The organism is Arthrobacter sp. RCC_34 (assembly GCF_041360795.1).
Classification (GTDB): domain Bacteria; phylum Actinomycetota; class Actinomycetes; order Actinomycetales; family Micrococcaceae; genus Arthrobacter_E.
In genome coordinates this window covers 1,373,420-1,399,006 of the sequence record NZ_JBFUPW010000001.1, presented here as the reverse complement: position 1 = coordinate 1,399,006, position 25,587 = coordinate 1,373,420, and the positions used below count along the sequence as shown (strand labels likewise).

Annotated in this window: 23 protein-coding genes and 1 tRNA gene; 4 read left to right on the top strand and 20 right to left on the bottom strand. The window is 68.1% G+C overall.

Annotated features, from left to right (window positions below; all coding sequences use genetic code 11):
- From AB6732_RS06605 to AB6732_RS06530, 16 genes are all read right to left on the bottom strand, one after another.
- Window positions 1-2,841: a DEAD/DEAH box helicase gene (locus AB6732_RS06605; RefSeq protein ID WP_370959207.1), complete on the bottom strand. Its 2,841-nt coding sequence runs from the start codon at window positions 2,839-2,841 to the stop codon at window positions 1-3.
- Window positions 2,842-2,938: 97 nt separating this feature from the next.
- Window positions 2,939-3,733: a twin-arginine translocase subunit TatC gene (tatC, locus tag AB6732_RS06600; protein ID WP_370959608.1), complete on the bottom strand. Its 795-nt coding sequence runs from the start codon at window positions 3,731-3,733 to the stop codon at window positions 2,939-2,941.
- 48 nt (window positions 3,734-3,781) lie between these two features.
- Entirely contained in the window at window positions 3,782-4,045 is a 264-nt protein-coding gene (tatA, locus tag AB6732_RS06595; RefSeq protein WP_370959206.1) for a Sec-independent protein translocase subunit TatA, read from the bottom strand.
- Window positions 4,046-4,065: 20 nt separating this feature from the next.
- Window positions 4,066-4,419 (bottom strand): hypothetical protein, encoded by a 354-nt coding sequence (locus AB6732_RS06590; RefSeq protein WP_370959205.1) that lies wholly within the window; start codon window positions 4,417-4,419, stop codon window positions 4,066-4,068.
- On the bottom strand, window positions 4,419-6,422 hold the full coding sequence (locus tag AB6732_RS06585; protein WP_370959204.1) for a helix-turn-helix transcriptional regulator: 2,004 nt from the start codon (window positions 6,420-6,422) through the stop codon (window positions 4,419-4,421). Before AB6732_RS06585 ends, AB6732_RS06590 begins: the two co-directional genes overlap by 1 nt.
- 92 nt (window positions 6,423-6,514) lie before the next feature.
- Window positions 6,515-6,910 carry an FKBP-type peptidyl-prolyl cis-trans isomerase gene (locus AB6732_RS06580; RefSeq protein ID WP_066212464.1) on the bottom strand — a complete coding sequence of 132 codons (396 nt, stop codon included), beginning with the start codon at window positions 6,908-6,910 and terminating at the stop codon, window positions 6,515-6,517.
- A gap of 52 nt (window positions 6,911-6,962) precedes the next feature.
- Window positions 6,963-7,871, bottom strand: coding sequence for an FKBP-type peptidyl-prolyl cis-trans isomerase (locus tag AB6732_RS06575; RefSeq protein ID WP_370959203.1), 909 nt, complete (start codon window positions 7,869-7,871; stop codon window positions 6,963-6,965).
- 103 nt (window positions 7,872-7,974) lie between these two features.
- The gene (gene pafA / locus AB6732_RS06570) at window positions 7,975-9,339 is read right to left on the bottom strand and encodes a Pup--protein ligase (protein WP_370959202.1); all 1,365 of its coding nucleotides are present in this window, start codon (window positions 9,337-9,339) and stop codon (window positions 7,975-7,977) included.
- A gap of 113 nt (window positions 9,340-9,452) precedes the next feature.
- A complete protein-coding gene (gene prcA, locus AB6732_RS06565; protein WP_370959201.1) occupies window positions 9,453-10,232 on the bottom strand; it encodes a proteasome subunit alpha in 780 nt (259 codons plus the stop codon).
- Window position 10,233: 1 nt separating this feature from the next.
- A complete protein-coding gene (gene prcB / locus AB6732_RS06560) occupies window positions 10,234-11,043 on the bottom strand; it encodes a proteasome subunit beta (protein ID WP_370959200.1) in 810 nt (269 codons plus the stop codon).
- 3 nt (window positions 11,044-11,046) lie between these two features.
- Window positions 11,047-11,250: a ubiquitin-like protein Pup gene (locus tag AB6732_RS06555; protein WP_370959199.1), complete on the bottom strand. Its 204-nt coding sequence runs from the start codon at window positions 11,248-11,250 to the stop codon at window positions 11,047-11,049.
- Window positions 11,251-11,317: 67 nt separating this feature from the next.
- Window positions 11,318-13,000: a depupylase/deamidase Dop gene (gene dop / locus AB6732_RS06550; protein WP_370959198.1), complete on the bottom strand. Its 1,683-nt coding sequence runs from the start codon at window positions 12,998-13,000 to the stop codon at window positions 11,318-11,320.
- Window positions 12,997-14,754, bottom strand: a complete 1,758-nt coding sequence (gene arc / locus AB6732_RS06545) for a proteasome ATPase (protein ID WP_370959197.1) — start codon at window positions 14,752-14,754, stop codon at window positions 12,997-12,999. The genes dop and arc overlap by 4 nt, the downstream gene beginning before the upstream one ends.
- Before the next feature lie 116 nt (window positions 14,755-14,870).
- Window positions 14,871-15,914, bottom strand: coding sequence for a tRNA (adenine-N1)-methyltransferase (locus AB6732_RS06540; RefSeq protein ID WP_370959196.1), 1,044 nt, complete (start codon window positions 15,912-15,914; stop codon window positions 14,871-14,873).
- 77 nt (window positions 15,915-15,991) lie between these two features.
- Window positions 15,992-17,137 carry a site-2 protease family protein gene (locus tag AB6732_RS06535; RefSeq protein ID WP_370959195.1) on the bottom strand — a complete coding sequence of 382 codons (1,146 nt, stop codon included), beginning with the start codon at window positions 17,135-17,137 and terminating at the stop codon, window positions 15,992-15,994.
- Window positions 17,134-17,898: an HAD family hydrolase gene (locus AB6732_RS06530; RefSeq protein ID WP_370959194.1), complete on the bottom strand. Its 765-nt coding sequence runs from the start codon at window positions 17,896-17,898 to the stop codon at window positions 17,134-17,136. Before AB6732_RS06530 ends, AB6732_RS06535 begins: the two co-directional genes overlap by 4 nt.
- 74 nt (window positions 17,899-17,972) lie before the next feature.
- Between AB6732_RS06530 and AB6732_RS06525 the strand changes: the two genes are divergently transcribed.
- Entirely contained in the window at window positions 17,973-18,884 is a 912-nt protein-coding gene (locus AB6732_RS06525; RefSeq protein ID WP_370959193.1) for a PAC2 family protein, read from the top strand.
- A gap of 110 nt (window positions 18,885-18,994) precedes the next feature.
- Here the strand turns inward: AB6732_RS06525 and mshC are convergent, their stop codons facing one another.
- Entirely contained in the window at window positions 18,995-20,272 is a 1,278-nt protein-coding gene (gene mshC / locus AB6732_RS06520) for a cysteine--1-D-myo-inosityl 2-amino-2-deoxy-alpha-D-glucopyranoside ligase (protein WP_370959192.1), read from the bottom strand.
- A gap of 17 nt (window positions 20,273-20,289) precedes the next feature.
- Window positions 20,290-21,123, bottom strand: coding sequence for an undecaprenyl-diphosphate phosphatase (locus AB6732_RS06515; RefSeq protein WP_370959191.1), 834 nt, complete (start codon window positions 21,121-21,123; stop codon window positions 20,290-20,292).
- A 111-nt stretch (window positions 21,124-21,234) separates the two neighbouring features.
- On the opposite strand from AB6732_RS06515, the gene AB6732_RS06510 reads away from it, so the two are divergent.
- Window positions 21,235-21,468, top strand: a complete 234-nt coding sequence (locus AB6732_RS06510; RefSeq protein ID WP_066212440.1) for a DUF5703 family protein — start codon at window positions 21,235-21,237, stop codon at window positions 21,466-21,468.
- Window positions 21,469-21,542: 74 nt separating this feature from the next.
- Here AB6732_RS06510 and AB6732_RS06505 read toward each other — a convergent pair whose 3' ends face one another.
- Entirely contained in the window at window positions 21,543-22,877 is a 1,335-nt protein-coding gene (locus AB6732_RS06505) for a M20/M25/M40 family metallo-hydrolase (RefSeq protein ID WP_066212439.1), read from the bottom strand.
- Between the two features lie 214 nt (window positions 22,878-23,091).
- Between AB6732_RS06505 and AB6732_RS06500 the strand changes: the two genes are divergently transcribed.
- Window positions 23,092-23,175 (top strand) — tRNA-Leu (locus tag AB6732_RS06500).
- A gap of 72 nt (window positions 23,176-23,247) precedes the next feature.
- Window positions 23,248-23,748, top strand: a complete 501-nt coding sequence (locus tag AB6732_RS06495) for a hypothetical protein (RefSeq protein WP_370959190.1) — start codon at window positions 23,248-23,250, stop codon at window positions 23,746-23,748.
- 13 nt (window positions 23,749-23,761) lie between these two features.
- Here AB6732_RS06495 and AB6732_RS06490 read toward each other — a convergent pair whose 3' ends face one another.
- Window positions 23,762-25,555 (bottom strand): hypothetical protein, encoded by a 1,794-nt coding sequence (locus tag AB6732_RS06490; protein WP_370959189.1) that lies wholly within the window; start codon window positions 25,553-25,555, stop codon window positions 23,762-23,764.
- Window positions 25,556-25,587: the final 32 nt, after the last annotated feature.

Genomic DNA, 25,587 nt, shown 5'->3' with positions numbered 1-25,587 from the left:
TCACTCGCTCAGGGATGAATAGGACACCACGCCGCGGCGGACCCGGGTGATCGCTTCGCGGCAGATGCGCTGGACCCGCGGGTCCAGACCGGGGACGCCCGCGATCTGATCGAGCAGGTCGATGACCTGCCGGACCCAGCGGACGAAGTCACCGGCGGCCAGATCGCTGCCGGTCAGAACCTCTTGCAAACGGCGTCCCTTGGCCCATTTGTACATGGGCCAGATGAGCTGCAGCTCGGGTTCGGCCGTGAGCGGGAGCTTGTGCCGCTTCTCCGCTTCGGAGAGGCGCTCCCATTCCCGGACCACGATCTCCACCGCGCTCTCCAGCGAGATGCTCGGCATGCGCGGAGGCACCGTGCCGTCGTCGCGCTTGGACTGATACAGGAGCACGGTGACGAACGCCGCCATCTCCGCGGCGTCCAGATCGTCGAAGGCGCCTTCCCGCAGGGCCTGGGCGATGAGAAGGTCCCGGTCCCCGTAAATCCTGCGCAGGCGCTTGCCCGTCTCGGTGATCTGCTCCTTGCCGTAGCGGGATTCCAGGTAGCCGAATTCCTCCAGGAGACCGCAGAGGCGGTCGAAGGTGCGGGCGATCGTGTTGGTCCGGCCCTGGATCTGGGCGAGCAGCGTGTCGGTCTCCGCCCTCAGGCGCCACCACCGTTCGCCCCAGCGGGCATGGTTCTCCCGGTCATGGCAGCCGTGACAGGGGTGTGCCGCCATCTCCTTGCGGAGCTGCACGATCCGTGCCTCGGTGTCCCTGCTCCCTTCGGCCTTACGGCGCGCCTTGGGGCCGTTGAGACCGGTCGTGCCGTCGAGGATGCCCCGCTTGTACAGCTCGTGGCGCATGGTCGAGGCCAGAGCGCGCCGGTCCTTGGGCGTCTTGGCGTTGAAGTTCTTCCCGATGCGCACCCGGAACAGTGCGTCCACCGGACCCTGCAGATCGCCCAGGCCGATGCGCCGCAGCTGGTGATCGTTGGTCAGCACCGCGGGGCGCGGCTCGTGCGCGTTGGTGTCCGCATTGAGGACGACGGCGTATCCCTGCACCCGCTCACCGTCCAGGTGGATGACGTCGCCGGGCATGAGTTTGGTGAGTGAGGACACCATCCAGTTCCGGGCGGCCCGCTTGTTCTCCTTGGCCGCCTGGCCCTCCAGGCTGGAGAGCTCCTGGCGCAGCCGGGCGTATTCCTCGAAGTCACCGAGATGGCAGCGCATGGCCTCCGCGTACCCTTCGAGGGACTCCTCGCGGCTGCGGACCTGCCGGGCGAGGTCCACCACGGACCGGTCCGCCTGGAACTGCGCGAACGACGACTCGAGGATCTCCCGGGACCGGCCACGCCCGAACTGGGCGAGCAGGTTGATGGACATGTTGTACCCGGGACGGAAACTCGAGTTGAGGGGGTAGGTTCGCTTGGAGGCCAGACCGGCCACCGCTTGCGGATCGATGCCTTCGTGCCACAGGACCACGGCATGGCCTTCGACGTCGATCCCCCGCCGTCCGGCGCGGCCCGTCAGCTGGGTGTACTCCCCCGCGGTGATGCCCACCCGGGATTCGCCGTTGAACTTGTCGAGCTTCTCCAGGACGACGGCGCGGGCCGGCATGTTGACGCCGAGAGCGAGCGTCTCGGTGGCGAACACGACCCGCACGAGGCCCTCCGCGAAGAGGTCCTCGACCGTCTCCTTGAAGGCCGGCAGGAGCCCGGCGTGGTGCGAGGCGATACCCCGCAGCAGACCGTCCCGCCACGCCCAGAAGCCCAGGACATCCAGGTCTTCACTGGGGATGTCCCGGCTGGCCTGATCGACACGGGCGGCGATGATCTGCCGTTCCCGCTCGGTGGTCAGCCAGAGGTCGGCGGCCGCGCACTGCTGCACGGCGGCGTCACAGGCGGCGCGGGAGAAGATGAAGTAGATCGCCGGCAGCAGCCCGCGGGATTCGAGCGCCTGGATGGCGGCCGGCCGCGAGACCCGCGGCACGGTGGTCCGCGGTTCGCTCCGGCCATGAGCGCGGTCGTGGCGCTTCCTGCCACGGACCGACTGCGGGCCGCGGCGGCCGGACGAGCCGGAAGGGCTGCGGACCATCTTGAGCAGCTCAGGGTTGACCTCGAGATGAACCGGGGCTTCGGCGTCGTCCTCGGCGCCGGTCGGTTCCGGCTCAGCGAACAGGTCCAGGACCTGCCGCCCGGCCATCACGTGCTGCCACAGGGGCACGGGCCGGTGCTCGGAGACGACGATCGCCGTGTCGCCTCGGACGGCGGCCAGCCAGGCGCCGAACTCCTCCGCGTTGGACACGGTGGCGCTCAGGGAGACCAGCTGGACCTCGCGCGGGAGATGGATGATGACCTCCTCCCAGACGGCGCCCCGGAACCGGTCGGCGAGGTAGTGCACCTCGTCCATGACCACATAGGCGAGGCCCGTCAGAGCATCCGAATCGGCGTACAGCATGTTCCGCAGCACTTCGGTGGTCATCACCACGATGGGCGCGTGCGCGTTGATGTTCGTGTCGCCCGTGAGCAGACCCACCTGGTCGGCGCCGTACTTCTCGGCCAGCTCGCTGTATTTCTGATTGCTCAGCGCCTTGATGGGCGTGGTGTAGAAGGCCTTCCGACCCTGACGCAGCGCACAGAAGACGGCGAACTCACCGAGGATGGTCTTTCCGGCGCCCGTCGGCGCCGCGAGCAGGACTCCGCGGCCCTCTTCCAAAGCGCGGCAGGCGTCGACCTGGAAGTCGTCGAGCTCGAAGGCGAGGGTCTGCCGGAATGCCCGGAGTGCGCTGTTGCTCTCGCTGTTCCTGGCTTTGGCCGCGGCGTACTTCTCGGCGGGAGTCAGGGGCTCACTCATTTGAGGCATTACTCAAGGGTATCGGCATTCAGCTCCGCTCCGTGCCGGGCCACGACGGCTTAAACAGCAAGACCGGCCCCTCGGGACCGGTCTTGTGAAGAGTGTCTCAGAGTTTCCCGAGATCCTCCGTCGGCGTCGCGACGTCCGCCGAGGCATCCGTCTCCTCGGCCTCCTTGCCTTCACGGCGTGCGCGGCGCTTGTCGTTGAACAGGCAGATCCCGATGGCCAGGAAGAACAGGGCCAGCAGCGGAAGCGCCAGCATGAACATGGAGATCGCGTCTGCGCCCGGAGCCGCGATGGCCGCCAGAACGAAGACGGCGAACACCGTGATGCGCCAGGCCTTCAGGATCGTCTTGCCACTCACGACACCCATGAGGTTGACGCCCACCAGGATCACCGGGACCAGGAAGGCCAGCCCGAGGAAGAGCATGGTGTGCGTCGCGAACGTCAGGTAGTCATCGGCACTGATGAGGTTGGATGCGTTGTCCGGTGTGAAGTGCAGCAGTGCCCGGACGATGTTGGGGATCACGGACCACGCCACGTACACGCCGACCAGGAACAGCGGAATGGCCGCCGCCATGAAGCCCAGGGTGAACTTGCGTTCCTTACGGGTCAGACCCGGCGTGACGAAAGCCCAGATCTGGTAGATCCACACCGGGCTGGAGATGACCAGACCGATCTGGATCGCGATCCGCAGCTGGAACTCGAACGGCGACGCGATCGACGAGAAGTTCATCGAGGCGTTCCGGTGCATCTCCTGAGCGATCTGCTCCAGAGGAGCCGACAACGAGGCGATCACCGGCGGATAGAGGAACCACCCGACCACGGTGGTGACAGCCAGGGCGACCAGGCTCTTGAGGAGCCGGTTCTTCAGTTCCTTGAAGTGATCGAGGAGGGCCATGCGGCCCTCGGGATTCCTCCGAGGGCCTTTGCTGAGTGCCACTTCGCCTTAGGCGTTGCCGGACGGCGGGGTCTGCTCGCCGTTGTCCTTCGGGGCAGCTTCGGGGTGCTGCACGACCTTGCCCTCAACGGGCTCCTCGGCCTTGTTCTTGGAAGGGCTCTCGTCCTTCATCTGCTTGACCTCGGACTTCATGATGCGCATCGACTGTCCGAGGCTGCGCGCCATCTGAGGAAGCTTGGGGGCCGCGAACAGCAGCAGCGCCACGATGATGATGATCACGATGGGCCAGGGGCCATCAAAAAGTCGTCCCATGTCGGGGTCCTTTCTCTTTCTTAAATCATAGGGCGCTCAAGGCCCACATCGCGCAGCTTCTGTGCCCGGTGGGCCGCTGCACGACGGACCACACGACGTTGCCGCCGAAGTTCCCGGCGCTCGGCCTTCCCCGCCTCATAGCGGATGCGCATCTCCTCGGGATCAGCGTGAATTCCGAGGACTTCCAGACGATGTTCGGGAAGCGGTGTGCGCGGACTGTCCGAGTCCAACCCGGACAGCATATCCGCCGCGGACCCGAGCTGACGCATCATGGCCGTGAACTGTCGGAAAAGCTTGATTCCGAGCACCACGAACAGCAGAGCGCTGAGGGCGAGGATCGCCACCCAGATCAGAATCCAGGACCACCACGGCATCACTCCAGCCTACCTTTCCCTGCCTGAGAATTCTCTCTGAGTGACGGGACGCCGTAGGAATCCAGCCCCTTGGCGAGCCACTCGTTCACCTGGTCCACGACAGACGACGGCGAGACCACCCGCACGGTGCCCGCGGTCTGGGCCACGAGCCCGGCCAGCCAGGAAGGGGACGCGACGGCGAGCTCCGCCAGCACGTCGCCGTCGTCCAGGGTCGCGGTGCGGAGCGCGTTGTAGCGCGCGGCGAGCCAGCGGGACTCCTGGGAGAAGATCACCAGGACGCGCGGGGCCCGTTCACGGACGGTGAACGGCTCCTCGTCCACCGCGCCGTCCCACAGGCTGGCGTCGACGGGTTCCGCGGTCACGTCGAGGGAGGCGATCCGGTCGAGACGGAAGTTCCGAGGGGCGCCGGCCCGGTGGCACCAGGCATCCAGGTACCACTGCTGATCGACCGAGCGCAGCCTGCGGGGGTCGATGAGCCGCTCGGTCAGCTCGTCGCGGCTCGGGACCACATAGCCGATGCGGACACGGACTCCGCGGCCGATCGCGTCCCGCAGCTGCTCCAGGTGCCGGCCGAGGCTGCCGGACGGCGCCATGCGGACCTTGATCGCCTCCGCGAGGGCGAGCGAGTCCCCCGCCGCGCCCGCCAACCGGAGCCGCAGCGACTCGATCGACCCGGCGTCCCCGCCGATGCCCAGTTCGGAGAGCGCGTCAAGGCCCACCAGGAGCGTCCAGGCCTCCTCCGGGGAGAACCGGATCGGCTGGGCGAGATCCAGGGCGTTGTTGATCCACACCCGCTCGCCGTCGTCCACGATGTCCATGAGGTCGTTGTGGTACCCCTCGGGACGGCCGACCATCATGATGCGCTCGAGGTCGTCGTCGAGCTGGCGGCCGGTGATGCCGAACTCGGCCGCGAGTTCCGATTTGAGGATCCCGCCATGGCGCACGAGGAACGGGATCATCCCCAGGAGCCGACGAACCGTCGTCTCCGACGAGGACTTCGGCCCCCGTTTGACGGGCGGAGTCCGGAATTCGGTCACCCCGGCGGGACGGGACAGGGCCTCCGCAGCACTCCGGAGACGGGCGATCACGGCGTCCCGCAGCCGGGCCGGTTCGACGACCTGCACCGTCGGGGCAAGGGCGGCCAGTTCGTCCAGGAAGGCTGATTCATCCTGGTAGCTGATGGTGGCGTGGTCCCCGTCGACCTGAGCGGCCCTGACGCGCCACTGCGCTCCCCCGCCGTGCGGCAGACGGACCACGGCGTGCTGCTCCGGATAGGCCTCCATCGAATCGAGGGCGGCGGCGATGGAGAAGTCCCGCGGCGGGGCGAACCGCTTCCGCTCCTCGACCTCGACGGAGGTGGTGATCCTGCTCAGCCGGAAGGTCCGCTCCGCGTCGCGGTCCAGATCATGGCCGACGACGTACCACTGGCCCGAGCGGTTGCCGAGTCCATGGGGTTCGAGACGACGTGTGGCGGTCTCCCCCGCCCCGGCGGCCCGGTAGCCGAACCGGACCGGATGGCGGCCCGCCAGCGCATGGTGGAGCGTTTCGAGGGCCGCGCCGCCCGTCGTGACGCGGGGCAGCACGGGCGCCGGGGCGCCGTCGTCGGGATCCTGGCCGTCCGTGAGCTTGCGGAGCGCTGCACTGCCCGCCGAGCGGAGGCTCGCCTGCTCCCAGAGCTGGGCGGCGAGCTGCAGCAGCAGCCGCTCCTCGGCGGTGAGCTGCAGGACGGGCAGCAGGTAGTCGTCCGGGTTGACGCGGTACCGGGTGCCGGAGGACTCATCGACGTCGAACGTCTCGTCGTCCACGACCTCCAGGGGGACGCCCATGTCCCGGAGTTCGGCCTTGTCGCGTTCGAACATGCGTTCGATCGCGGCGTCGTTCATGCCCTCCGCGCGGCAGTAGGCGTAGACGGTGGACTCCAGGTAGGCCCTGGTGTGGCCGCGGGGGCTGGACAGCAACGCGATCAGCAGGTTGAGGATTCGTTCGGTCTTTCGTGCGGACACCAGCCCAGCGTACTAAAGACCGGCCCTGACATGCGCCAAGGGCCGCCTCCCCTGAGGGAAGCGGCCCTTGCGATGTCCTGACGGACGGAGACTCAGCGGACTCCGACGAGGTCCACCACGAAGATGAGGGACTCGTTCGGAGCGATCGCCCCGCCGGCGCCACGGGAGCCGTACGCCAGCTCGGACGGGATCTCCAGACGACGGCGGCCGCCCACCTTCATGCCGAGGAGGCCCTGGTCCCAGCCCTGGATGACCTGGCCGACGCCGACGCGGAAGTCGAGCGGTGCGCCACGGCCCCAGGAGGAGTCGAACTCCTCACCGGTGGACCAGGCGACGCCGACGTAGTGGGTCGAGACGGTGGAGCCGGGAGTGGCTTCGGCGCCGTCGCCCTCGATGAGGTCGACGATGCGCAGCTCGGTGGGGACATCCCCTTCCGGGAACTCGATCTCCGGCTTGGTGCGGTCGTAATCACGCTGACCGAATGACATGGGTGCTCCTCTTCAGGTTTCGGGTGGTGCCGGGTTTCAGGCGGTGTGAAGTTTACTGGACGCCGAGGATGTCCACGACGAAGACCAGATCACCCGCGGGACGGCCGTCGGTCGGCTTGGCGCCATAGGCATCCGCTGCCGGAATGACGAGCAGCACGCGGGAGCCGACGGTCTTACCCGTGAGTCCCTTGGTCCAGCCCGGGATGACCCCGGTGAGCGGGAAGGTCGCCGGCTTGCCGGTCTTGAAGCTCGAGTCGAAAACCTTGCCGTCTGCGAGGCGGACACCCGTGTAGTTGGCCACGATGGTGTCGGTGCTCTTGACCTCGGCGCCCTTGCCCTTGATGAGGTCCTGGGCGATGAGCTGCTTGGGAGCGGCGACGCCCTTGACGTCGATCGTCGCCTCCTGCTTGTCGTTCACCGTGACCTTCGGCAGGCCGGCCGGCGGGGTGACGGCGTCGCCTTCCGGCTTGGAGAGGACCGGCGCGATGTCGGAGGCGCTGAAGACGTGGAGCACCAGCAGCTGCGTGGGGCCGGTCCCGCCCTGGCCGGGCATGGCGATCGCCAGATCGGAGCCCTGCTTCACGCCGAGGATGGCCTTGTAGAGGGGCTCATTGCCCTTCTTCAGCGCATCGTTGACCGGAAGGGACTCGTGCTTGGAAAGATAGGTGTCCGCCAGCTGGGAGCCGTCCTGGCCGTTGTAGGCGAGGTAGCCGACTTCCGCCTTCTGGTTCTCCTTGATCCGCTCCCCGTTGCCCTCACGCAGGACCTTGATGGTGGTCTCGGAGACGGACAGGGGCTTGGCGAACTCGACGCGAGGGGCCTTGTCGGCTCCCTGATCGCTGATCTTCACCGTGCTGAGTTTGGAGGTGTCGCCGGCCGGCTGGCTGCTGGGCTCGGAGGGGTTGCCACAGGCCGTCAGCAGGAGAACGGCGGGGACGAATGCCGCGAGAATACGTCGCAATGGTCGTCTTTCCACTAGAAATCAGGGGGTCCGGGCCCATCCGGGGACAGGCACGCCCACCATCGTAACGGAGCAGGCTGTGAAGTCGCCCGACGCCGGCCGCTCAGCCCATGCTGGCGATCAGCGCGTCCACCCGCTCGTCATGTGCGGCGAACGGGTCCTTGCAGATGACGGTCTGGTGCGCCCGGTCGTTGAGCTTGAGATGGACCCAGTCCACCGTGTAGTCCCGGCCGAGCTCCTGGGCCTTCCGGACGAACTCACCACGGAGCCGGGCGCGGGTGGTCTGGGGCGCCGTCGTGCCCGCCTCCCGGGTGGCCTCCTCCGTGACCACACGACGCGCCAGACCGCGCTGCTCGGTCAGATAGAAGAGGCCCCGCTTCCGGGAGATGTCGTGGTAGGTGAGGTCGATCTGCGCCAGACGCGGCGAATCCAACCCGAGCCCGTGCCGCAGCGCATAGCGGTCCATGAGCTTCTTCTTGATGGCCCAGTCGATCTCGGTGTCGATGCCGCTGTGATCACCGGAACGGACCGCCTCCAAGGTGCGGCCCCACAGGTCCAGGATCTGGCCGACGTGCTCGTGGTGCGCCCCTTCGCGTTCCACGAAGTCGGTGACCCACTGCAAGTACTCCTCCTGGATCTGGAGCGCGGTGAGCTGACGACCCGTGGCGAGCTTGACGAGCACCTGCCCGCTGAGGTCTCGGGAGATCTCCCGGATGCTTCTGATGGGGTTCTCCATCCGCATGTCCCGCATCATGGCGCCGGCTTCGAGCGCACGGAGCACCAGGTCCACCGCACCGGTCTTCAGCAGAGCCGTGGTCTCGGACATGGTGGAGTCGCCCACGATCACGTGGAGCCGCCGGAAGTACTCGGCGTCGGCGTGCGGCTCGTCCCGGGTGTTGATGATCGGACGGGAGCGGGTGGTGGCCGAGGAGACGCCTTCCCAGATGTGGTCGGCGCGCTGCGAGAACGCGTACAGCGAGCCCTGCGGCGTGTTGATGATCTTCCCCGCGCCCACGAGCAGCTGCCGGGTGACCAGGAACGGGATGAGGACGTCCGCCAGGCGGTTGAACTCCCCCTTCCGCGGAATCAGGTAGTTCTCGTGGCTCCCGTAGGAGTTGCCCGCGGAGTCGGTGTTGTTCTTGAACAGGAAGATCCTGCCCTCGAAGCCGTCGGCTGCCAGACGCTCCTCGGCCTCATGGCAGAGCTCCTCCAGGATGAGCTCACCCGCCTTGTCATGGGCGATGAGCTGAGGCAGTGAATCGCACTCGGCGGTGGCGTACTCCGGGTGGGAGCCGACGTCGAGATAGAGGCGGGAGCCATTGGCCAGGAAGACGTTCGAGGAGCGCCCCCAGCTCACGACTTTGCGGAACAGGTAACGCGCCGCTTCCTCCGGGGCCAGGCGGCGGGTGTTGCTCCCCACGTAGGAGATGCCGAACTCCGTCTCAATGCCAAAAATCCGCCGGTCCATGCCGCCCTTTCCATTCAGTCCACAGACATTCAGCTCACGTTCACCCAGCTGCGTCCGCCATCACCACATCCGTTCGTCCCGAGGTCGGGACCGATCGCCGCCTTCGGCCGCGGTCACTCCTCCAGCAGCCGTTGGAGCGCATCCTGCCCGATCCGCCGGAACGCTCTGCGGCGGGATCGCCAGCTGGCCGGTTCGCGGTCCAGGACGGCGACCTCAAGGCCCACCGCCGCCACCGGAGCCGGGGGTTCCGGACGTTCGGGCACTCGCGCGGCGCCGCCGTCGGGCTCATTCGTCCCGCCGGTCGCGACGGCGTCCTGTGCCGCCGTGGCCGCAGCCAGGGCCCGCGTGGCCAGCCGCAGCGTTTCGCCCAGCGCCAGATCGGCGCGCCATCCCGCGCGGAGCACTTCCGTCACCCGGTCGCTGCGACCGCCCATGGCCACGAAGCTGCGTTCATCCGTGATCGAGCCGTCGAAGGTCAGACGGAAGATGTGGTCCCCCGCCTGGGTGGCGCCCACTTCGGCGACGGCCAGCTCCACCTCGAACGGCTTCTGCTCCGCGGTGAAGACGGTGCCCAGACTCTGGGCGTACACGCTCGCCAGGCCCCGGGCCGTCACGTCGCTCCGGTCATAGGAATAGCCCCGGACATCGGCGTACCGCACCCCGGCCTGCCGCAGGCTCTCGAACTCGTTGTACTTGCCCACCGCCGCGAAGGCGATGCGGTCGTAGATCTCCCCGATCTTGTGCAGGGAGTTGGAGGTGTTCTCGGCGACCAGGGCGATGCCCGCCGCACACGACACCACCACCACGGACCGGCCGCGGGCGATGCCTTTCCGGGCGAAGTCGGCCCGGTCCTTCATGATCTGTTCCGGCGAGACGTAGAACTGCTGTGACATCTCAGGCCTCCCGTCCCTGTGCGGTGCGTCCCGACAGCACCTGAGCGGCGATGCCCTTCACCACGTCGTCCGGCACCCGCCGGCTTCCTTCGGCGTCGGCCACATAGACCACGGGCCAGAGCTGGCGCACGAGGTCCGGCCCACCGGTGGCGGAGTCGTCGTCCGCGGCGTCATACAGCGCCTCGACCGCGACCCGCACGGCGTCGGCCTCCTCGAGCCCGGGCTTCCAGAGCTTCTTGAGGGCACCGCGGGCGAACGTGGAGCCGGACCCCACGCTGTGGTGCTCGTGCTCCTCGTAGCGGCCGCCCGTCACGTCGTAGGAATAGATCCGACCGGAGGCCAGGGCGGGTTCGAAGCCGGCATAGAGCGGCACGACGGCCAGGCCCTGCTGCGCCATGCCGAGGTTGCCCCGCACCATGGCCGCGAGCCGGTTGGCCCGGCCCTCGAGGCTGAGCGGGGTGCCCTCGATCTTCTCGTAGTGCTCCAGCTCCACCTGGAAGAGCTTGACGATGTCCACGGCCAGGCCCGCGGTGCCCGCGATGCCCAGGAGGGAACTCTCGTCCGCGGCGAACACCTTCTCCATGGTCCGCGACGCGATCAGATTGCCCATGGTCGCGCGCCGGTCCCCCGCCATCAGGACGCCGCCGGCGGTCTGCAGCGCCACGATCGTGGTGGCATGGGGCACCTGAAGGCTCACGGTGCCCTGCGCCGCCGCCTGACCGAACGGCAGCAGCTCCGGCCTGGTGGCCGTCAGGTGCTCCAGGAAGGAGGCGCTGGCCTCAGCGGGCAGGCGGGCGGCGTCCCTGGACACGGCCTACTGGCCGCCCTTCTGGACGAAGCCGCGGACGAACTCCTCGGCGTTCTGTTCCAGCACGCCGTCGATCTCGTCGAGCAGGTCGTCCACGCCCTGCGTCGCCTCACTGGCCTGAGCCGCGGGGGCTGCGGGCGCCGGGGCGTCCGACTCCTCGATCTGCTCCTCGCCGCGCGAGCTCGGGTTGATCTGTTCCTGGCCTGCCATGGTTCCTCCTCGGATTGTCCTCTCCTGCCATCCTGCCACTTCAAGGGCCTGTTCGCAGCAGCTCAGCTCACGGTGAGCTCAGGAGCGCGCGGAGGAAATCCCCCGCGTCCTCATGTTCCTCGAAGAGCGCGCCGGTGAGTTCCCGGGTGCCGCGCAGAGGTTCGCGCGTGGGGATCCTCGTGGCCCGGCTCTGCCCGGGCAGGCGGAAGATCACCGAGTCCCAGCTGGCGCCCGTGACGGCGCGGGGGAAGCGGCTCAGGCACATGCCGCGGAAATAGGCGCGTGTGTCGGCAGGCGGCGTGTTCGCCGCGGCCGCGATCTCGGCGTCGTCCACCAGTTTGGCCATACGCCCGTGCTGCACCAGCCGGTGGTACAGGCCCTTCTCCGGGCGGATGTCCGACCACTGCAGGTCGATCAGTCCGAGGCGTGCGTCATCCCAGGCCAGTCCTCCACGGTCACGGTAGCCCTCGAGGAGCCGGAGTTTCGCGAGCCACTCGACGCGCTGGGCGGCGCGCTCATCGCCCTGCTCGAGCCAGCCGAGGGTCTCCTCCCATGCGGTGAGGACCGCGTGAGTCTGGCCGTCGCCCTGGGTGGGATGGCCGGCGCCGCTCTCCTCAGCGAACTCACGGGCCGCCTCGAAGTACAGCCATTGGAGCTCGACGGCGGTCATCCGTCGGCCGTCGATCAGGCGCACCTGGTGGGCGAGCGTGGTGTCGTGGCTGATCTCCTGGAGCGCGGCGACCGGTTCGAACACCTGGAGGCGCGGGACGCGACCCGCCTCGATGAGACCCAGCACCAGGGACGTCGTGCCGAACTTGAGGTAGTTCGCGTACTCCGAGAGGTTGGCGTCCCCGATGATGACGTGCAGCCGGCGGTACTTGTCCGCGGTGGCGTGCGGTTCGTCACGGGTGTTGACGATGGGCCGCCGGATGGTCGTCTCCAGTCCGACCTCCGCTTCGAAGAAGTCGGCCCGCTGACTGATCTGGTACCCGCTGCCGCGCCCATCCTGGCCCATGCCGAGCCGGCCTGCGCCGCACAGCACCTGACGGCTCAGGAAGAACGGGATCAGGCCCTCCGCGATCGAGGAGAACGGCACGGCCCGCGGCATGAGGTAGTTCTCGTGACTGCCGTAGGAGACGGCCTTGTTGTCCGTGTTGTTCTTGTAGAGATTGACCGGGCCGGAGCCGTCGTCGGCATCGAGTGCGCGGATCGCGTCGAGAGCCACCAGGTCACCGGCGGCGTCCCAGATGACCGCGTCCCGGGGGTTGGTGACCTCGGGGCTCGAATACTCGGGGTGGGCGTGATCCACATAGAAGCGTGCGCCGTTGCCGAGCACCATGTTCATGAGGGGCTGCTCCCCCGATTCGACATCGGAGTAGTCCAGCTCGGCACGGCCGTGCGCGAGAGCCACGGCCGTCGCATCCAGCACGGGCGCGACGTCGGTCAGCTGGCTCGGGTGAGCCTGGGCCCGGGGAAGGGACCAGCCGCGCGCGTCGTGCAGCGGTTCCTCATCGCTGTAGTCCCAGCCCGCAGCCGTCCGCCGGCTCCCGCCGGCTTCACCCGCGGTTGCGCTCCCGGCCGCCGACTGACGCGCCGAGGTGAGGCGGGCATAGGCGTCGATGACCCGCGCGGAGAGGACGGTCGCATTGGCGGTCGGCGCCTGCGGGGCGTGGATGCCGTACTCGGTCTCCGATCCCATGACACGGATGACCCCGCCGTCGCCGGCTCCGGGCAGTCCGGATGCGCTCACAGATACTGTCCCGTGTTGGTGGCGGTCTCCAGGCTCTTGCCGGGCTCCTGCCCGCCCTTGCCCTGGACGATCGTCCGGATGTAGGTGATCCGCTCACCCTTCTTGCCGGAGATGCGGGCCCAGTCGTCCGGGTTAGTGGTGTTCGGCATGTCCTCGTGCTCGCGGAACTCGTCCGTGACGGCCCGCAGCAGGTGGTCGATGCGCAAGCCCTTCTCACCGCTCGTGAGGAGGTCCTTGATGGCGTACTTCTTCGCGCGGTCCACCACGTTCTGGATGACGGCGCCGGAGTTGAAGTCCTTGAAATAGAGGATTTCGCTGTCACCGTTGGCATAGGTCACTTCGAGGTACTCGTTGGACTTGTCCGTCGAGTACATCGACTCCACGGTGCGCTGGATCATCCCACGGACCGTGGCGGCCTGGTCACCGCCATGTTCGGCCACATCCTGCGGGTGCAGCGGCAGCTCGGTGGTGATGTACTTCGCGAAGATGTCCGCGGCCGCTTCGGCGTCCGGGCGCTGGATCTTGACCTTCACATCGAGGCGTCCAGGGCGGAGGATCGCGGGATCGATCATGTCCTCGCGGTTGGAGGCGCCGATCACGATCACATTGTCCAGGCGCTCGACGCCGTCGATCTCGCTGAGGAGCTGGGGCACGATGGTGGTCTCGACGTCGGAGGAGACACCGGTGCCGCGGGTGCGGAACAGCGAGTCCATCTCGTCGAAGAACACCACCACGGGGCTGCCGTCGCTGGCCTTCTCCCGGGCGCGGGCGAAGATCAGGCGGATGTGCCGTTCGGTCTCGCCGACGTACTTGTCCAGCAGCTCCGGGCCCTTGATGTTCAGGAAGTAACTCTTCAGCTCGGCCGCGCCGGAACGCTCCGCGGCTCGGGCCGCCAGGGAATTGGCGACGGCCTTGGCGATCAGCGTCTTGCCACAGCCCGGAGGGCCGTACAGGAGGATGCCCTTCGGCGCTTTGAGACCGTGTTCCCGGTACAGGCCCGGGTGCAGGAACGGGAGCTCGACGGAGTCCCTGATCTGCTCGATCTGAGGGCCCAGGCCGCCGATGTCCTCGTAACTGATGTCCGGGACGTCTTCGAGGACCAGGGTCTCGACTTCGCTGCGGTCCACCTTCTCCAGGGCGAAACCCGTGCGCCCGTCCACGGACACGGCGTCGCCCACGCGCACACCCCGGTGGCGCAGCGGGCCCGAGAGGCGGATGACCCGCTCGTCATCGGTGCGGCCGACCACCAGCACGCGGTCGTGACCGATCAGCTCCTTGACGGTGACCACTTCACCGGCCTGCTCGAAGCCCAGCCCCGCGATCACCACGAGGGCCTCGTTCAGCAGCACCTCCTGGCCGACGGCGAGCTGATGGATGTTGACCAGTGGACTGATCCCCACGCGCATCTTCCGCCCGCCGTTGAAGACGTCCACGGACTCCTCCACGGCGGCGTTGGCGCTGGCGCCTGGAACCGGTTCCTTGCGGTGGTTCAGCTGGGCGATCGTGGCGAAACTGTAGGGCGGCTGCCCTTCCTGTTCCAGCGCGGCCTTGAGCCGCTGGATCTCGGTCTTGGCGGTCTCGAGCATGCCGACCAGCCGGGAGTTGTTCTGGGTCGCGGAGGACAGCTGACGGTCCACATTGCGGAGTTTGTCCCGCAGCACGTTGATCTGCCGTTCGGCGATGCTCTGGTGGGCCGCGTTGCTCCGCGCCTCATTCCCGCCGTCACCGTTGGTGCCCAGTGTGTCCTCGCTCATGGTGGCCAGCCCTCTCGTGGAAAGTCCGTGTGCCGTCACGTTCGACACTAGCGCGTTCCGACGGGGATCGCGGACCGGTGCCCACGATGTGACTGCCGATGGCCTCCGACCTGGGATTACTCCCCTGCGTGCGGCTCCTCAGGGTCCTCCACCTGGGTGCCGGCCATGGCGTCACGGGCGGCGCGGCGGAGCTTGCGGTCCGAGTAGGGACGCTCCCCCACGCTGGCCGGGGTCCAGGCGTTCATGTCCTCTTCAGTGAACTCCGTCTTGGCCCGCTTCTTGAGCGCCAGACCGTCGACGCCGTCCGCCAGACGGCGCGTGACCAGCAGGAAGCCGGTGTGGCCCACCATGCGGTGGTTCGGGCGCACGGCCAGGCCTTCCAGGTGCCAGCCACGGACCATGGACTCCCAGGCGTCGGGCTCGGTGAAGCGGCCGTCGGCGCGGATCGCTTCCGCGGTGCGGGACAGCTGGGTCGCCGTCGCGACGTAGTTGATCCAGACACCGCCGGGCGCCAGCACCGTGGCGACGGCGTCGAGGCACTCCCACGGCGCGAGCATGTCGAGGACCACGCGGTCCACGCTGCCGGGCGCCTCGGCCTTGACGACCTCATCCTGGAAGTCGCCCAGGCTGATCTGCCAGGCCGGGTGCGGGCCGCCGAAGATGGTCTCGACGTTGCCGCGGGCGATGTCGGCGAACTCCTCGCGGCGTTCGAACGAGTGGAGGTAGCCCATGTCACCGACGGCGCGGAGCAGGGAGATGGACAGCGCTCCGGAGCCGACCCCGGCCTCGACGACGCGGGCGCCCGGGAAGATGTCCGCCATGGTCACGATCTGGCCGGCGTCCTTCGGGTAGACCACCGCCGCACCACGCGGCATCGAGAGGACGAAGTCGCTCAGCAGCGGACGGAGCGCCTGGTACTGCTGGCCGATGTTGTTCACGGCCACGCTGCCGTCAGGCTGCCCGATCAGATCGTCATGGTTGAGGAAGCCTCGGTGGGTGTGGAACGCGCCGCCCCGTTCGAGGGTGATGGTGTTCATCCGCCCCTTCTCATCGGTGAGCTGGACCCGCTCGCCCACCCGGAACGGCCCACGGCGTCGAGCGGCGCCGACCGCCTGGCGGCCTTCCGCGGGGGTGGCCTGGGGGGTTTCCTGGTTGCTCATGGCGTGTTCCTTCTCCTGTGCGCCGCGTCGGGCGCGCATGGGGTGTGGGCGAAATGTCCGGGAATCAACTTTACCCGTCAGCGGGTCCCGGAACGGCCGGGGCCTTCCGGTCGTCCCGTCAGGGCCGCCACGACCGTCGCCTGGCGCAGGAGACCGGTCACCCGGCCCTGAGAGTCGACGACGGCGTACTGGTTGCCGTCCAGCGCGGACAGGTAGTCGATCAGTTCCTTGCCTGCGGCGTGGTCCGGCACGTAGGCGCCGGGAGCGAGCGGCACGCTGACCGCGGAGACCGGCGTCGTCGGCAGGAGGCCGGCAGGGACCGCCGCGACGGCGGAGGGGTCGACGACGGCCTGCGGGCTGCCGTCCGGCGCGATGACGACGAACACGGTTCCCGCCCGTGCCGCGGAGAAGAGCTGCGCCACGGGGAGATCCTGCGGGACACCGTGGGCGGGTTCGGCCAGCTGGGCGGCCCGGATGTCGGGAAGCCTGCTCCGCATGCGGGCGACGCGGATCGCCTCGCTCGCCCCCATCCAGAGGAATCCGGCGACGAGCAACGTGATGATGGCGAACTTGAAGTCGAGGCCTTCCCCCAGCAGGAAGGGGCGGACGATGAAGTAGAGCACGATCAGGATGACGAGGATGCGGCCGGTCCAGCCTGCTGCGATGGTGCCCTTCTCGCGGTTCCCGGTGCTCGTCCACACGATCGTCTCCACGAGACGGCCGCCGTCGAGCGGCAGACCGGGCAGGACGTTGAAGATCGCGATGACGAAGTTCGCCCAGGTGAAGATCCAGAGGAGGATCCCCGCCACCCCGTCGGGCTGCGCGAGCGTGGCGACGAGCCAGCCGAGGCCCGCCAGGACGAAGTTGGCGACCGGCCCGGCGAACGCGACCAGGACGGAACGCCACGGCGTCGCTTTGAACTCAGTGAACTGGGTGTGCCCGCCCCAGAGGTTCAGCACGATCTTCTCCGACGCCCAGCCGAAGATCATGGCGGTCAGCGCGTGGGCCAGTTCGTGCGCCAGCACGGAGAGGAGCAGCAGCACCGCGTACATGAAGGCGACGACATAAGCGCCGAACCCCAGGGCCGGCTGCGACCCCGCGAGCATCGGTCCGAACGTCACCACGGTGAACGCGGCGATGATGAACCAGGAGTACGCCAGATAGATGGGGATGCCCCAGAGCCGGCCGAGCCGCAGCCCGTCCCGGCTGGTCACAGAGCTCACGCGCTGACCTTCCCGTCTTCGGGGTCGAGCCCGGCGGGCGTGCCGGACCAGTGCCCGTTCAGGATGCGCTGCATCGCGTGGTGGTCCTTCTGCGCCAGAGTGTCCCAGCGGGTGAAGCGGCCGGGGAATTCCGGCAGTGGCACGGTGTGCGGGATGCCGATGGTCACGGCGCCGGACGCCAGCGCCGCGCCCACACCCGGAACGGAATCCTCCAGGGCCACGAAGTTCTCCACCCGCAGCGCGGATTCGGTGGACTGCATCGTGGCCATCGCCTGAAGGTAGGCCTCGGGATCGGGCTTGCCGTTCGTCACGTCGTCGCCGGTGACCAGGAATTCGAAGTACTTCTGCGGCAGCTTCTCCACGACGAGGCTGGCGAGGGGGCGTTCGCTCATCGTCACGAGAGCGCAGCGCACGCCGTTGGCCGTCAGCGACTCCAGCATCTCCTGAGCGCCGGGCCGCCATGGCACCGCCTCTTCGATGCGTTCCATGACGCGCGTCGAGAGTGTGGAGATGATCTGGCGTTCGGGCATCCGGACGCCAGCGGCCTGCAGGATCCGGGCGCTGCGGTCCAGTGCCTGGCCCACCAGCTGGATCGCCTGAGCGTGGCTCCAGGTGCCTCCGAAGCTCTCCACGAGTTCGTGTTCGGCCGCGATCCAGTACGGCTCTGTGTCCACCAATGTGCCGTCCATGTCCCACAGCACGGCCCGCAACGGGGCATCGGGACGGCGATCACCGGAGGACAGAGGCGCTGGAGACAACATGGGCCAAGTCTACGGGGCGGTGATGTGCGAAGACGTCTCTTGAGCTGGGCCGGGTCCGTCGTAGGGTAGAGCCCATGGAGAACTTCGACGACCCCGAGACTCTGCAGGACGAGGCATTCCTTCCCCTGCACCAGGGCGGGAAGCGCAGCACGGTTCTCATTGCGGCCTTCGAGGGGTGGAATGACGCCGGTGAAGCTGCGAGCGACACCATCAAGTTCCTGAGCAAGGCGTGGAATGCCCGGAAGGTGTCCGTCCTGGAGCCTGACGATTACTACGACTTCCAGTTCACCCGGCCCACGGTGCGCACCACGGGTTCCGGAGAACGGCGGCTGCGCTGGCCAGGCACCCGGATCCACCAGGCGAGCATCCCCGGCGTGCCGGTGGACGTCGTCCTGGTCAGCGGTGTGGAACCGTCCTACCGCTGGCGCGCGTTCACCGCGGAGATCCTGGCCCAGGCCGAGGAACTCGGGGTGGACCGGGTGGTCCTGCTGGGCGCGCTCCTGGCGGATGTCCCCCACACACGGCCCCTCCCCGTCACCGTGACGACGGATGACCGCGCCCTCCAGGAGCGCCTGGACCTCGAACCGTCCACATACCAGGGCCCCACCGGCATCGTGGGCGTCTTCGGCGAGCTCGCGCGGCTCGCGGGGCTTCCGGCAATCTCCCTCTGGGCGACCGTTCCCCACTACGTGGCCCAGTCCCCCTCGCCCAAGGCACAGCTCGCGCTGCTGCACCGCATTGAGGAGCTGCTCCAGATCCCCCTCGATCCCGGAGATCTGGTCGAGGACGCCGAGGCCTGGGAGCGCGGCGTCGACGAACTGTCCTCGGAGGATCCGGACATCGCGGGCTACGTCCGCCAGCTGGAGGAGGCCACCGACACGGCCGAGCTGCCGGAGGCCTCGGGCGAGTCGATCGCCCGGGAGTTCGAACGCTATCTGCGGCGCCGCGGCAAGGGCAACGGCCACCCGCACGCCGATCCATCCTGAGCGCTTCCGCCGGGAGCGCCTGACACCTTGACAGCAGACGACGACGGCGGTCACCCGCCGTCGTCGTCTCTTTCAGGAGCGTGCCCCGCGCCTCAGCCCGGAGGCCGTCCTCAGAGCTCCACGCCGAGGAGCGCGTTGACGGAGTCGGAGACCAGGCTGGCGTCCGGCACGCTGGCGGCCCCACCCGCGGCGAGAGCTGCGTCCGCCCAGGCGTCCAGGGCCTTCAGCGCGCCCGGCGCATCCAGATCGTCGGCGAGACGCTCCCGCATCGCCGCCAGGAGCGGTCCGGCGGAACCCTCCGGGGCGTGCTCCAGGGCCTCGCGCCAGCGGGTCACGCGACGTTCCGCCTCCTGGAGGAGCTCATCGGTCCAGAACCAGTCGGTGCGGTAGTGGTTCGCCAGAACGGCGCTGCGGATGACCGCGGGCTCCACGCCCTCCCGGCGCAGCGCCGAGACCAGGACCAGATTGCCCCGAGACTTACTCATCTTCTCGCCGTCCAGGCCCACCATGCCCGTGTGGGCGTAGTGCTTCGCCATGGGCTCGCCCGTGAGGGAGTACCAGTGCCCGGCGCCCATCTCGTGGTGCGGGAAGATCAGGTCCGAGCCGCCGGCCTGAACCGTGAACGGCGACGGCAGGAAGCGCTGGGCGATGACGGTGCATTCGATGTGCCAGCCGGGACGGCCCCGGCCGAGTGAACCGCCGTCCCAGCAGGGCTCGCCGTCGCGCGCGACGCGCCAGAGGAGCGGGTCGAGGCGGTTGCGCTTGCCGGGGCGGTCGGGGTCCCCGCCGCGCTCGGCGAAGAGGGGAAGCATCTCGTCCTCACTCAGCCCGGAGACGGCGCCCAGTTCCCAGGCTTCGACATTCTGCCCCTCGGCGTCGGCAGCGGCGACGTCGTAGTACACGTCGCCGTCGGGTTCGCCGTCCGTCCCCGGCACGCGGTACGCCAGGCCCGAGGCCACGAGGCGCTCGATCTCGGGGACGATCCACGGGATCGCCTCGACGGCGCCGACGTAATGAGCGGGCGCCACGACATTGAGTGCTTCCATGTCCTCGTGGAACAGGCTCGTCTGATCGACGGCCAGCTCGCGCCAGTCCTGGCCGGTCGCGGTGGCCCGCTCCAGGAGCGGGTCGTCCACGTCCGTCACGTTCTGCACGTAGTCGACCTGGCTGCCGGCGTCGCGCCAGGCGCGATTCAGCAGATCGAAGGCCAGATATGTCGCCGCGTGACCCATGTGGGTCGCGTCATAAGGCGTGATCCCGCAGACGTACATGGACTGTTCGGCCTGCGGCTGGATGGTGGCGAAGTCACCGCGCGAGGTGTCGTAGATCCTGAGCGGCGGCATGGTTCCGGGCAGTTCAGGGACAGGGCGCGTCTTCCACGATTTCACGCCTGTCAGCCTATCGCTCAGGCGGGGATGACCCCGAATCCGAGCAGCAGGTACAGCGCGGCGCCGAGTCCGATCCGGTACCAGACGAACGCCTGGTATCCCCGGCTGGAGATGAACTTGAGGAACCAGCCGATGATCACATAGCCGACCGCGAAGGCGATCAGGGTCGCGAGGGCGGTCTCCCCCAGACCGTACGGTCCGGCGGCTTCGGAGCCTTTGAGGACCTTGAAGAGCTGATAGAAGCCGGAGCCGAAGACGGCGGGGATGGCCAGGAGGAAGGAGTACCGGGCCGCCGCTTCACGGGTGTAGCCCATGAACAGACCCGCGGTGATGGTGCCGCCCGAGCGGGACACGCCGGGGATGAGGGCGAGTGCCTGCGCGAAACCGTAGAGGATGCCGTGGTTGACGGTCAGGTCCTTGAGCTGGCGTTCCTGCTTGCCGAACACGTCGGCCACGGCCAGGATCATGCCGAACACGATCAGCGTGGTGGCCACGATCCACAGGGAGCGGAAGGTGTTCTCGATGTAGTCCTGGAGCAGGATCCCGAGCACGACGATCGGGACGCTGCCCAGGATCACGAGCCAGCCCATGCGGGCGTCCGGATCGTCCCGGGGCACACTGCCGCGGAGCGAGCCGAACCACGCCTTGACGATCCTGACGATGTCCTTCCAGAAGAAGATCAGGACGGCGGTTTCGGTGCCGAGCTGGGTGATGGCGGTGAAGGCCGCCCCGGGATCGGAGGCATTCGGCAGGAACTCCCCCAGGATGCGCAGATGAGCGCTCGATGAAATGGGGAGGAACTCGGTCAGGCCCTGTACCAGGCCGAGAAGTATGGCTTCGATCCAATTCATGTAGACGACCTTACGTCATGGCCTGTGACCTGCCAGGAAGCCCTCGCGGCACCCCCGGCGAAATGTGTCGGAGGGCAGGAAATTCGCCCCCAGGAGTGGTAGACATCTCACATGAAGGAACAGATTCTGCCGCGGTCCGTGGAACAACGTCTGTACCAGGGCCAGAATTACGAGTACATGGTCATCAGCGTCGAGCGCGACGAGTCGCTGCCCGAAGCGCGACGGCGCGTGCTGGAGCACAGCGAATACGGCAAATGGGAACTTCACCGCTCCGTCCTCTATCTGGGCGGGCATCGGCGCTACTGGATGCGGCGCAAGGTCATGAACGTCGCGCGGACGATCTGAGGGCAGGCACAGGTCCGGCAGCACTGACCCGGCAGCACAGGCCCGTCGGCTCAGCCGCCGACGGGCCCGCCCTGTCAGTAGTTCTGGAGCAGATCGGACAGGACGCGGGTGCCGAAGCGCAGGGAATCCAGCGGGACCCGCTCGTCAACACCGTGGAACATGCCGGTGAAGTCGAGCTCGTCCGGCAGCTGCAAGGGCGCGAAGCCGTAGCCGGTGATGCCCAGCTGGCTCAGCGACTTGTTGTCCGTGCCGCCCGAGAGCGTGTACGGGAGGACCGTCGCCTCGGGATCGTGCCGCTTGAGGGAGTCGACCATCGCGTCCACGAGATTGCCCGCGAACGGCACCTCCAAGGACACGTCCTTGTTCACGTAGCTGAGTTCGATGCCCTCACCGGCGAGCTGGCGGATGGTCTCGAAGACCTGTTCCTGCTGGCCCGGCAGCGTGCGGCAGTCCACGAGCGCCTCGGCCGTCTCGGGGATCACGTTGTGCTTGTACCCGCCGCTGAGCAGCGTGGGGTTGGACGTGTTCTGCAGCGTGGCGCCGACGAAACGCGCCACGGTGCCCAGTTCCTTGAGGATGATCTCGGGATTGTCCGGATCGAACTCGACGCCGGTCAGCTCGGTCACGCCGTCCAGGAACTGACGGGTGGTGGGCGTGAGTTCGATCGGCCACTCGTGCTGGCCGATGCGAGCGACGGCGGCCGCGAGCCGAGTCACGGCGTTGTCCGTGTTGATCTGCGAGCCGTGGCCCGCTCGGCCGTGGGCGACCAGGCGGAGCCAGGACAGACCCTTCTCCGCCGTCTGGAGCAAGTACGCGCGCTTGCCGCCGATGGTGGAGGAGAAACCGCCGACTTCCGAGATGGCCTCGGTGGCGCCGTCGAACAATTCGGGACGCTTGTCCACCGCATACCGGGCGCCGTAGTCCCCGCCGGCTTCCTCGTCGGCGAAGAACGCGAACACGAGGTCCCGCTTCGGCTTGATCCCCCGCCGCGCGAAGTCACGGAGGGTCGCCAGGATCATGGCGTCCATGTCCTTCATGTCCACGGCGCCGCGTCCCCAGATCATGCCGTCCTTGACTTCGGCGGCGAACGGATCGACGCTCCACTGCTCGCGCAGCGCCGGCACGACGTCGAGGTGCCCATGCACCACCAGTGCACTGGCGCTGGGGTCCTGGCCCTCCATCCGGGTCACGACGCTCGCGCGGCCGGGCGCGGACTCGAAGATCTCCGGCTCCAGGCCGACCTCGGCCATGAGTCCGGCCACGTACTCGGCGGCCTTCCGTTCTCCGGGACCCTGGTTGTCGCCGAAGTTGGTGGTGTCGAAGCGGATGAGTTCGCGGCAGATGTCCACCACTTCCGCTTCGGCCGGAGATGTCCCCTGGGAGGGGGTGACGGATTCCTGAGTGCTCATCGTTTCGCCTTTCCGCGCCGCTGCCGAACTGATCACTCCTCAGCCTAGTGGGGACGTTCCAGCGTCGGGCGTTCTCCCGTTCATGACCCGAAACCTTGCGAAGCCCCAGCTCAGCCAGGATTTCGCGTTTCCGCGAAATGCGTGTAGAGTATTTCTCGTTGCCCCGGCGGCCTGAACAGCGGAAACGCGGTCCAGACGGCTGGATCACCCAGATGCGCGGGTGGCGGAATGGCAGACGCGCTAGCTTGAGGTGCTAGTGCCCGAATAGGGCGTGGGGGTTCAAGTCCCCCTCCGCGCACAGAATGAAGGCTCCCGGTTTGAGACCGGGAGCCTTCAGTGTTTTCCGGGTGTCCCCTGCCAGAATGACCTCATGACGCCCCGGCTTTTCGACCTCCGGTCCACCTGGCATCTGCCCGCACCGGTCGACCAGGTGTGGGACGTTCTGACCGCACTGGATCTCCGTCCGGGCGAACCGGTGTGGTGGCCAGGCTGCACCGTGGCCGCTCCCCTGACCAGGACGGACTCCTCGGGCGATCCTGATGCCCCCGAACTGACGGCCATCACCGCCCATCTGCGTTTCCGGACGCTGCTCGGCTATTCGATCACGGTCAGCATCCACCCGACGCTCGCGGTCAGGACCCGGCAGCTCGCGTTCGAAGCGCACGGGGATCTCGAAGGGGACGGCGGCATCGTGCTCACCGCGGAGTCCGCCGGCGCCACGACCAGAATGGACATCCGATGGACCGTGCGCCCGGCCCTCCGATGGATGAACGCGCTGTCGCCCGTGGCCGCACGGGTGTTCGTGGCCGCGCATGCTCACACGATGCGGAAGGGTGAACAGGGGCTCGCCGCGGCGCTCGCGTCCGGCTGATCCGACGAGCCCGTCATACCCGCGCCGCCAAACCGCTGATCCCGGTCCTGAGGAACGCGAACGGATACAGCAGCAGCGGCACCACCAGGAGGACGTCGCCGCCCGTGAGGTCTCCGCCGAGCACGAGCCACGGGAGGGCGAAGGTGAGGACCAGCGCGCCGGCCAGATAGAGCCAGAGCTGCCACCACGGGTTCGGTGGTGGCTTCTTGTCCGGATCGCTGGACCGGGTCCGTGATTTCTTCCGGCGACGTTCCAGCAGCCCGTGGAGGCCGCTCCAGAGCATGCCGTTCAGCACCCAGATCTGGACTGCCGTCAGGACGAGTGTGGAAGCCGCCTGAAGCGACCAGTCGGCGGGGTCCGCCCAGCGGTACGGGCCGTCAGCGCACAGCCACCCGAGCCAGGACACCGGATCCGCGTCGCAGCGGGCAGAACCGCGCACCACTCCTCGTCCGGCGAACCAGGTCGTGAGGGCAGGAGCCGTGAGCAGGGCCGCCACGAGGGCGGCCACCCTGGTCACGCCGAGACTCTTGACCATGACGCGATGCGGCCGGAGACGGACGTCCCCGGGAACGCCCGTGAAGTGCAGCGGCACCTGCTCCCCCGCCGTCGGCCACGGGGGTTCCCGGTGCGGCGTCGCGAGGATGAGCCTGGCCAGCGGATCGATCACTTCGATCCGGTTGCGCGAATAGACCACGTGGTCATAGACCAAGGCCGAGCGGTTGTAGACCGGGTGCTCCTCCGGGCCGGGACCACCGGCGCCCGGCCCCTGACGGTCGAAGATCTTGCGGAGGATGGCGGCACGGCCGTCCACGGCACGGGAAATGGGACCGGCCGGGACGAAGTCGAGTTTGCCCCACACATTGATCCACCGCGGACGGTCCGGGACGTCGAGCCAGTCCTGCACCGGGTCACTGCCATCGGTGCCGCCCCATTCCGCATACCCGAGAAGGTCGATCCCGCTGCCGACGCTCACGAAGTTGGTGGCGCGCACGGGATCCTCACTCCGCTGAAACAGCACCTGCCCCACGATCGCAGCGCCCTGACTGTGCGCCACCACGGTGACGGGAACGCCGTCGTCGCCGTTCCAGGGCGCCAGCGTCTCCCGGATCCGCTGCCGCATGGCCGCGGCCTGCATCTGCTTGCGTTTCCAGACCTGAGGGTCGCCGAGGAAGTCCGCGAACAGAGACAGGAGCCGGCTGACGAACTGACCGAGGGCCGGGATCTTCGCCAGGACCATGAGGACGAGTCCCAGCACGAGGATCCCGAAGATCAGGAGGAAGCCCAGGACCGCCACCGCGCTGATGAACGGGATCACGAGCACCCAGTTGAGCAGCCGGGCCGGGAAGATGCGTTCGTGGTCCGCCGGCCGGAAAGTCCACCACAGGAGCCGCAGGCACCGCTTGTACACGGTCTTCGCCTGGCTGGCGGCCCACCAGAAGGTGGCGCCGACGGTCGCCGGTTCGAAGTCCTTCGCCCACGAGGCCTCGGTCATCAGGACGTCGAGGTATTCGGGATCGCCCGACGGCGAGCAGCCGGTGAGCACTTTCACGCGGGCCTGCGGGGCATCCCCCACGGCTGTCGCCTCGGTGATGATGAGCGGCGGGTGGTCTCCGGCGTCGTCGCATTCGAGGGCCTCGTCGTGGAGGCTGAGCATGAGCGGCTGCGCCCATTCCTGCAGCGTCCCGCCTTTGAGGGCTCGTCCCATGCCGTGGACGAAGAGCACCACGTGGTCCGGCTTCGCCGCTTCAGGCGCGCTGTCGGCCCGCTGACCGGGAGGACGGCAGAGGAGTTTCCGACGAGTCCACATGACTCATCTTCCGCCCGTGTGGCGGAGAAGGA

Excerpts from the sequence above, each read along its gene's own strand:
- AB6732_RS06530 (WP_370959194.1), bottom strand. The coding sequence starts at position 17,898 with ATGTTGTCTCCAGCGCCTCTGTCCTCCGGTGATCGCCGTCCCGATGCC.
- AB6732_RS06495 (WP_370959190.1), top strand. The coding sequence starts at position 23,248 with ATGACGCCCCGGCTTTTCGACCTCCGGTCCACCTGGCATCTGCCCGCA.
- AB6732_RS06490 (WP_370959189.1), bottom strand. The coding sequence starts at position 25,555 with ATGTGGACTCGTCGGAAACTCCTCTGCCGTCCTCCCGGTCAGCGGGCC.
- AB6732_RS06605 (WP_370959207.1), bottom strand. The coding sequence starts at position 2,841 with ATGCCTCAAATGAGTGAGCCCCTGACTCCCGCCGAGAAGTACGCCGCG.
- AB6732_RS06515 (WP_370959191.1), bottom strand. The coding sequence starts at position 21,123 with ATGAATTGGATCGAAGCCATACTTCTCGGCCTGGTACAGGGCCTGACC.
- AB6732_RS06525 (WP_370959193.1), top strand. The coding sequence starts at position 17,973 with ATGGAGAACTTCGACGACCCCGAGACTCTGCAGGACGAGGCATTCCTT.
- tatA (WP_370959206.1), bottom strand. The coding sequence starts at position 4,045 with ATGGGACGACTTTTTGATGGCCCCTGGCCCATCGTGATCATCATCATC.
- AB6732_RS06510 (WP_066212440.1), top strand. The coding sequence starts at position 21,235 with ATGAAGGAACAGATTCTGCCGCGGTCCGTGGAACAACGTCTGTACCAG.
- tatC (WP_370959608.1), bottom strand. The coding sequence starts at position 3,733 with ATGGCCCTCCTCGATCACTTCAAGGAACTGAAGAACCGGCTCCTCAAG.
- arc (WP_370959197.1), bottom strand. The coding sequence starts at position 14,754 with ATGAGCGAGGACACACTGGGCACCAACGGTGACGGCGGGAATGAGGCG.
- AB6732_RS06590 (WP_370959205.1), bottom strand. The coding sequence starts at position 4,419 with ATGCCGTGGTGGTCCTGGATTCTGATCTGGGTGGCGATCCTCGCCCTC.
- prcA (WP_370959201.1), bottom strand. The coding sequence starts at position 10,232 with ATGTCACAGCAGTTCTACGTCTCGCCGGAACAGATCATGAAGGACCGG.
- AB6732_RS06555 (WP_370959199.1), bottom strand. The coding sequence starts at position 11,250 with ATGGCAGGCCAGGAACAGATCAACCCGAGCTCGCGCGGCGAGGAGCAG.
- pafA (WP_370959202.1), bottom strand. The coding sequence starts at position 9,339 with ATGGACCGGCGGATTTTTGGCATTGAGACGGAGTTCGGCATCTCCTAC.
- AB6732_RS06540 (WP_370959196.1), bottom strand. The coding sequence starts at position 15,914 with ATGAGCAACCAGGAAACCCCCCAGGCCACCCCCGCGGAAGGCCGCCAG.
- AB6732_RS06505 (WP_066212439.1), bottom strand. The coding sequence starts at position 22,877 with ATGAGCACTCAGGAATCCGTCACCCCCTCCCAGGGGACATCTCCGGCC.
- AB6732_RS06580 (WP_066212464.1), bottom strand. The coding sequence starts at position 6,910 with ATGTCATTCGGTCAGCGTGATTACGACCGCACCAAGCCGGAGATCGAG.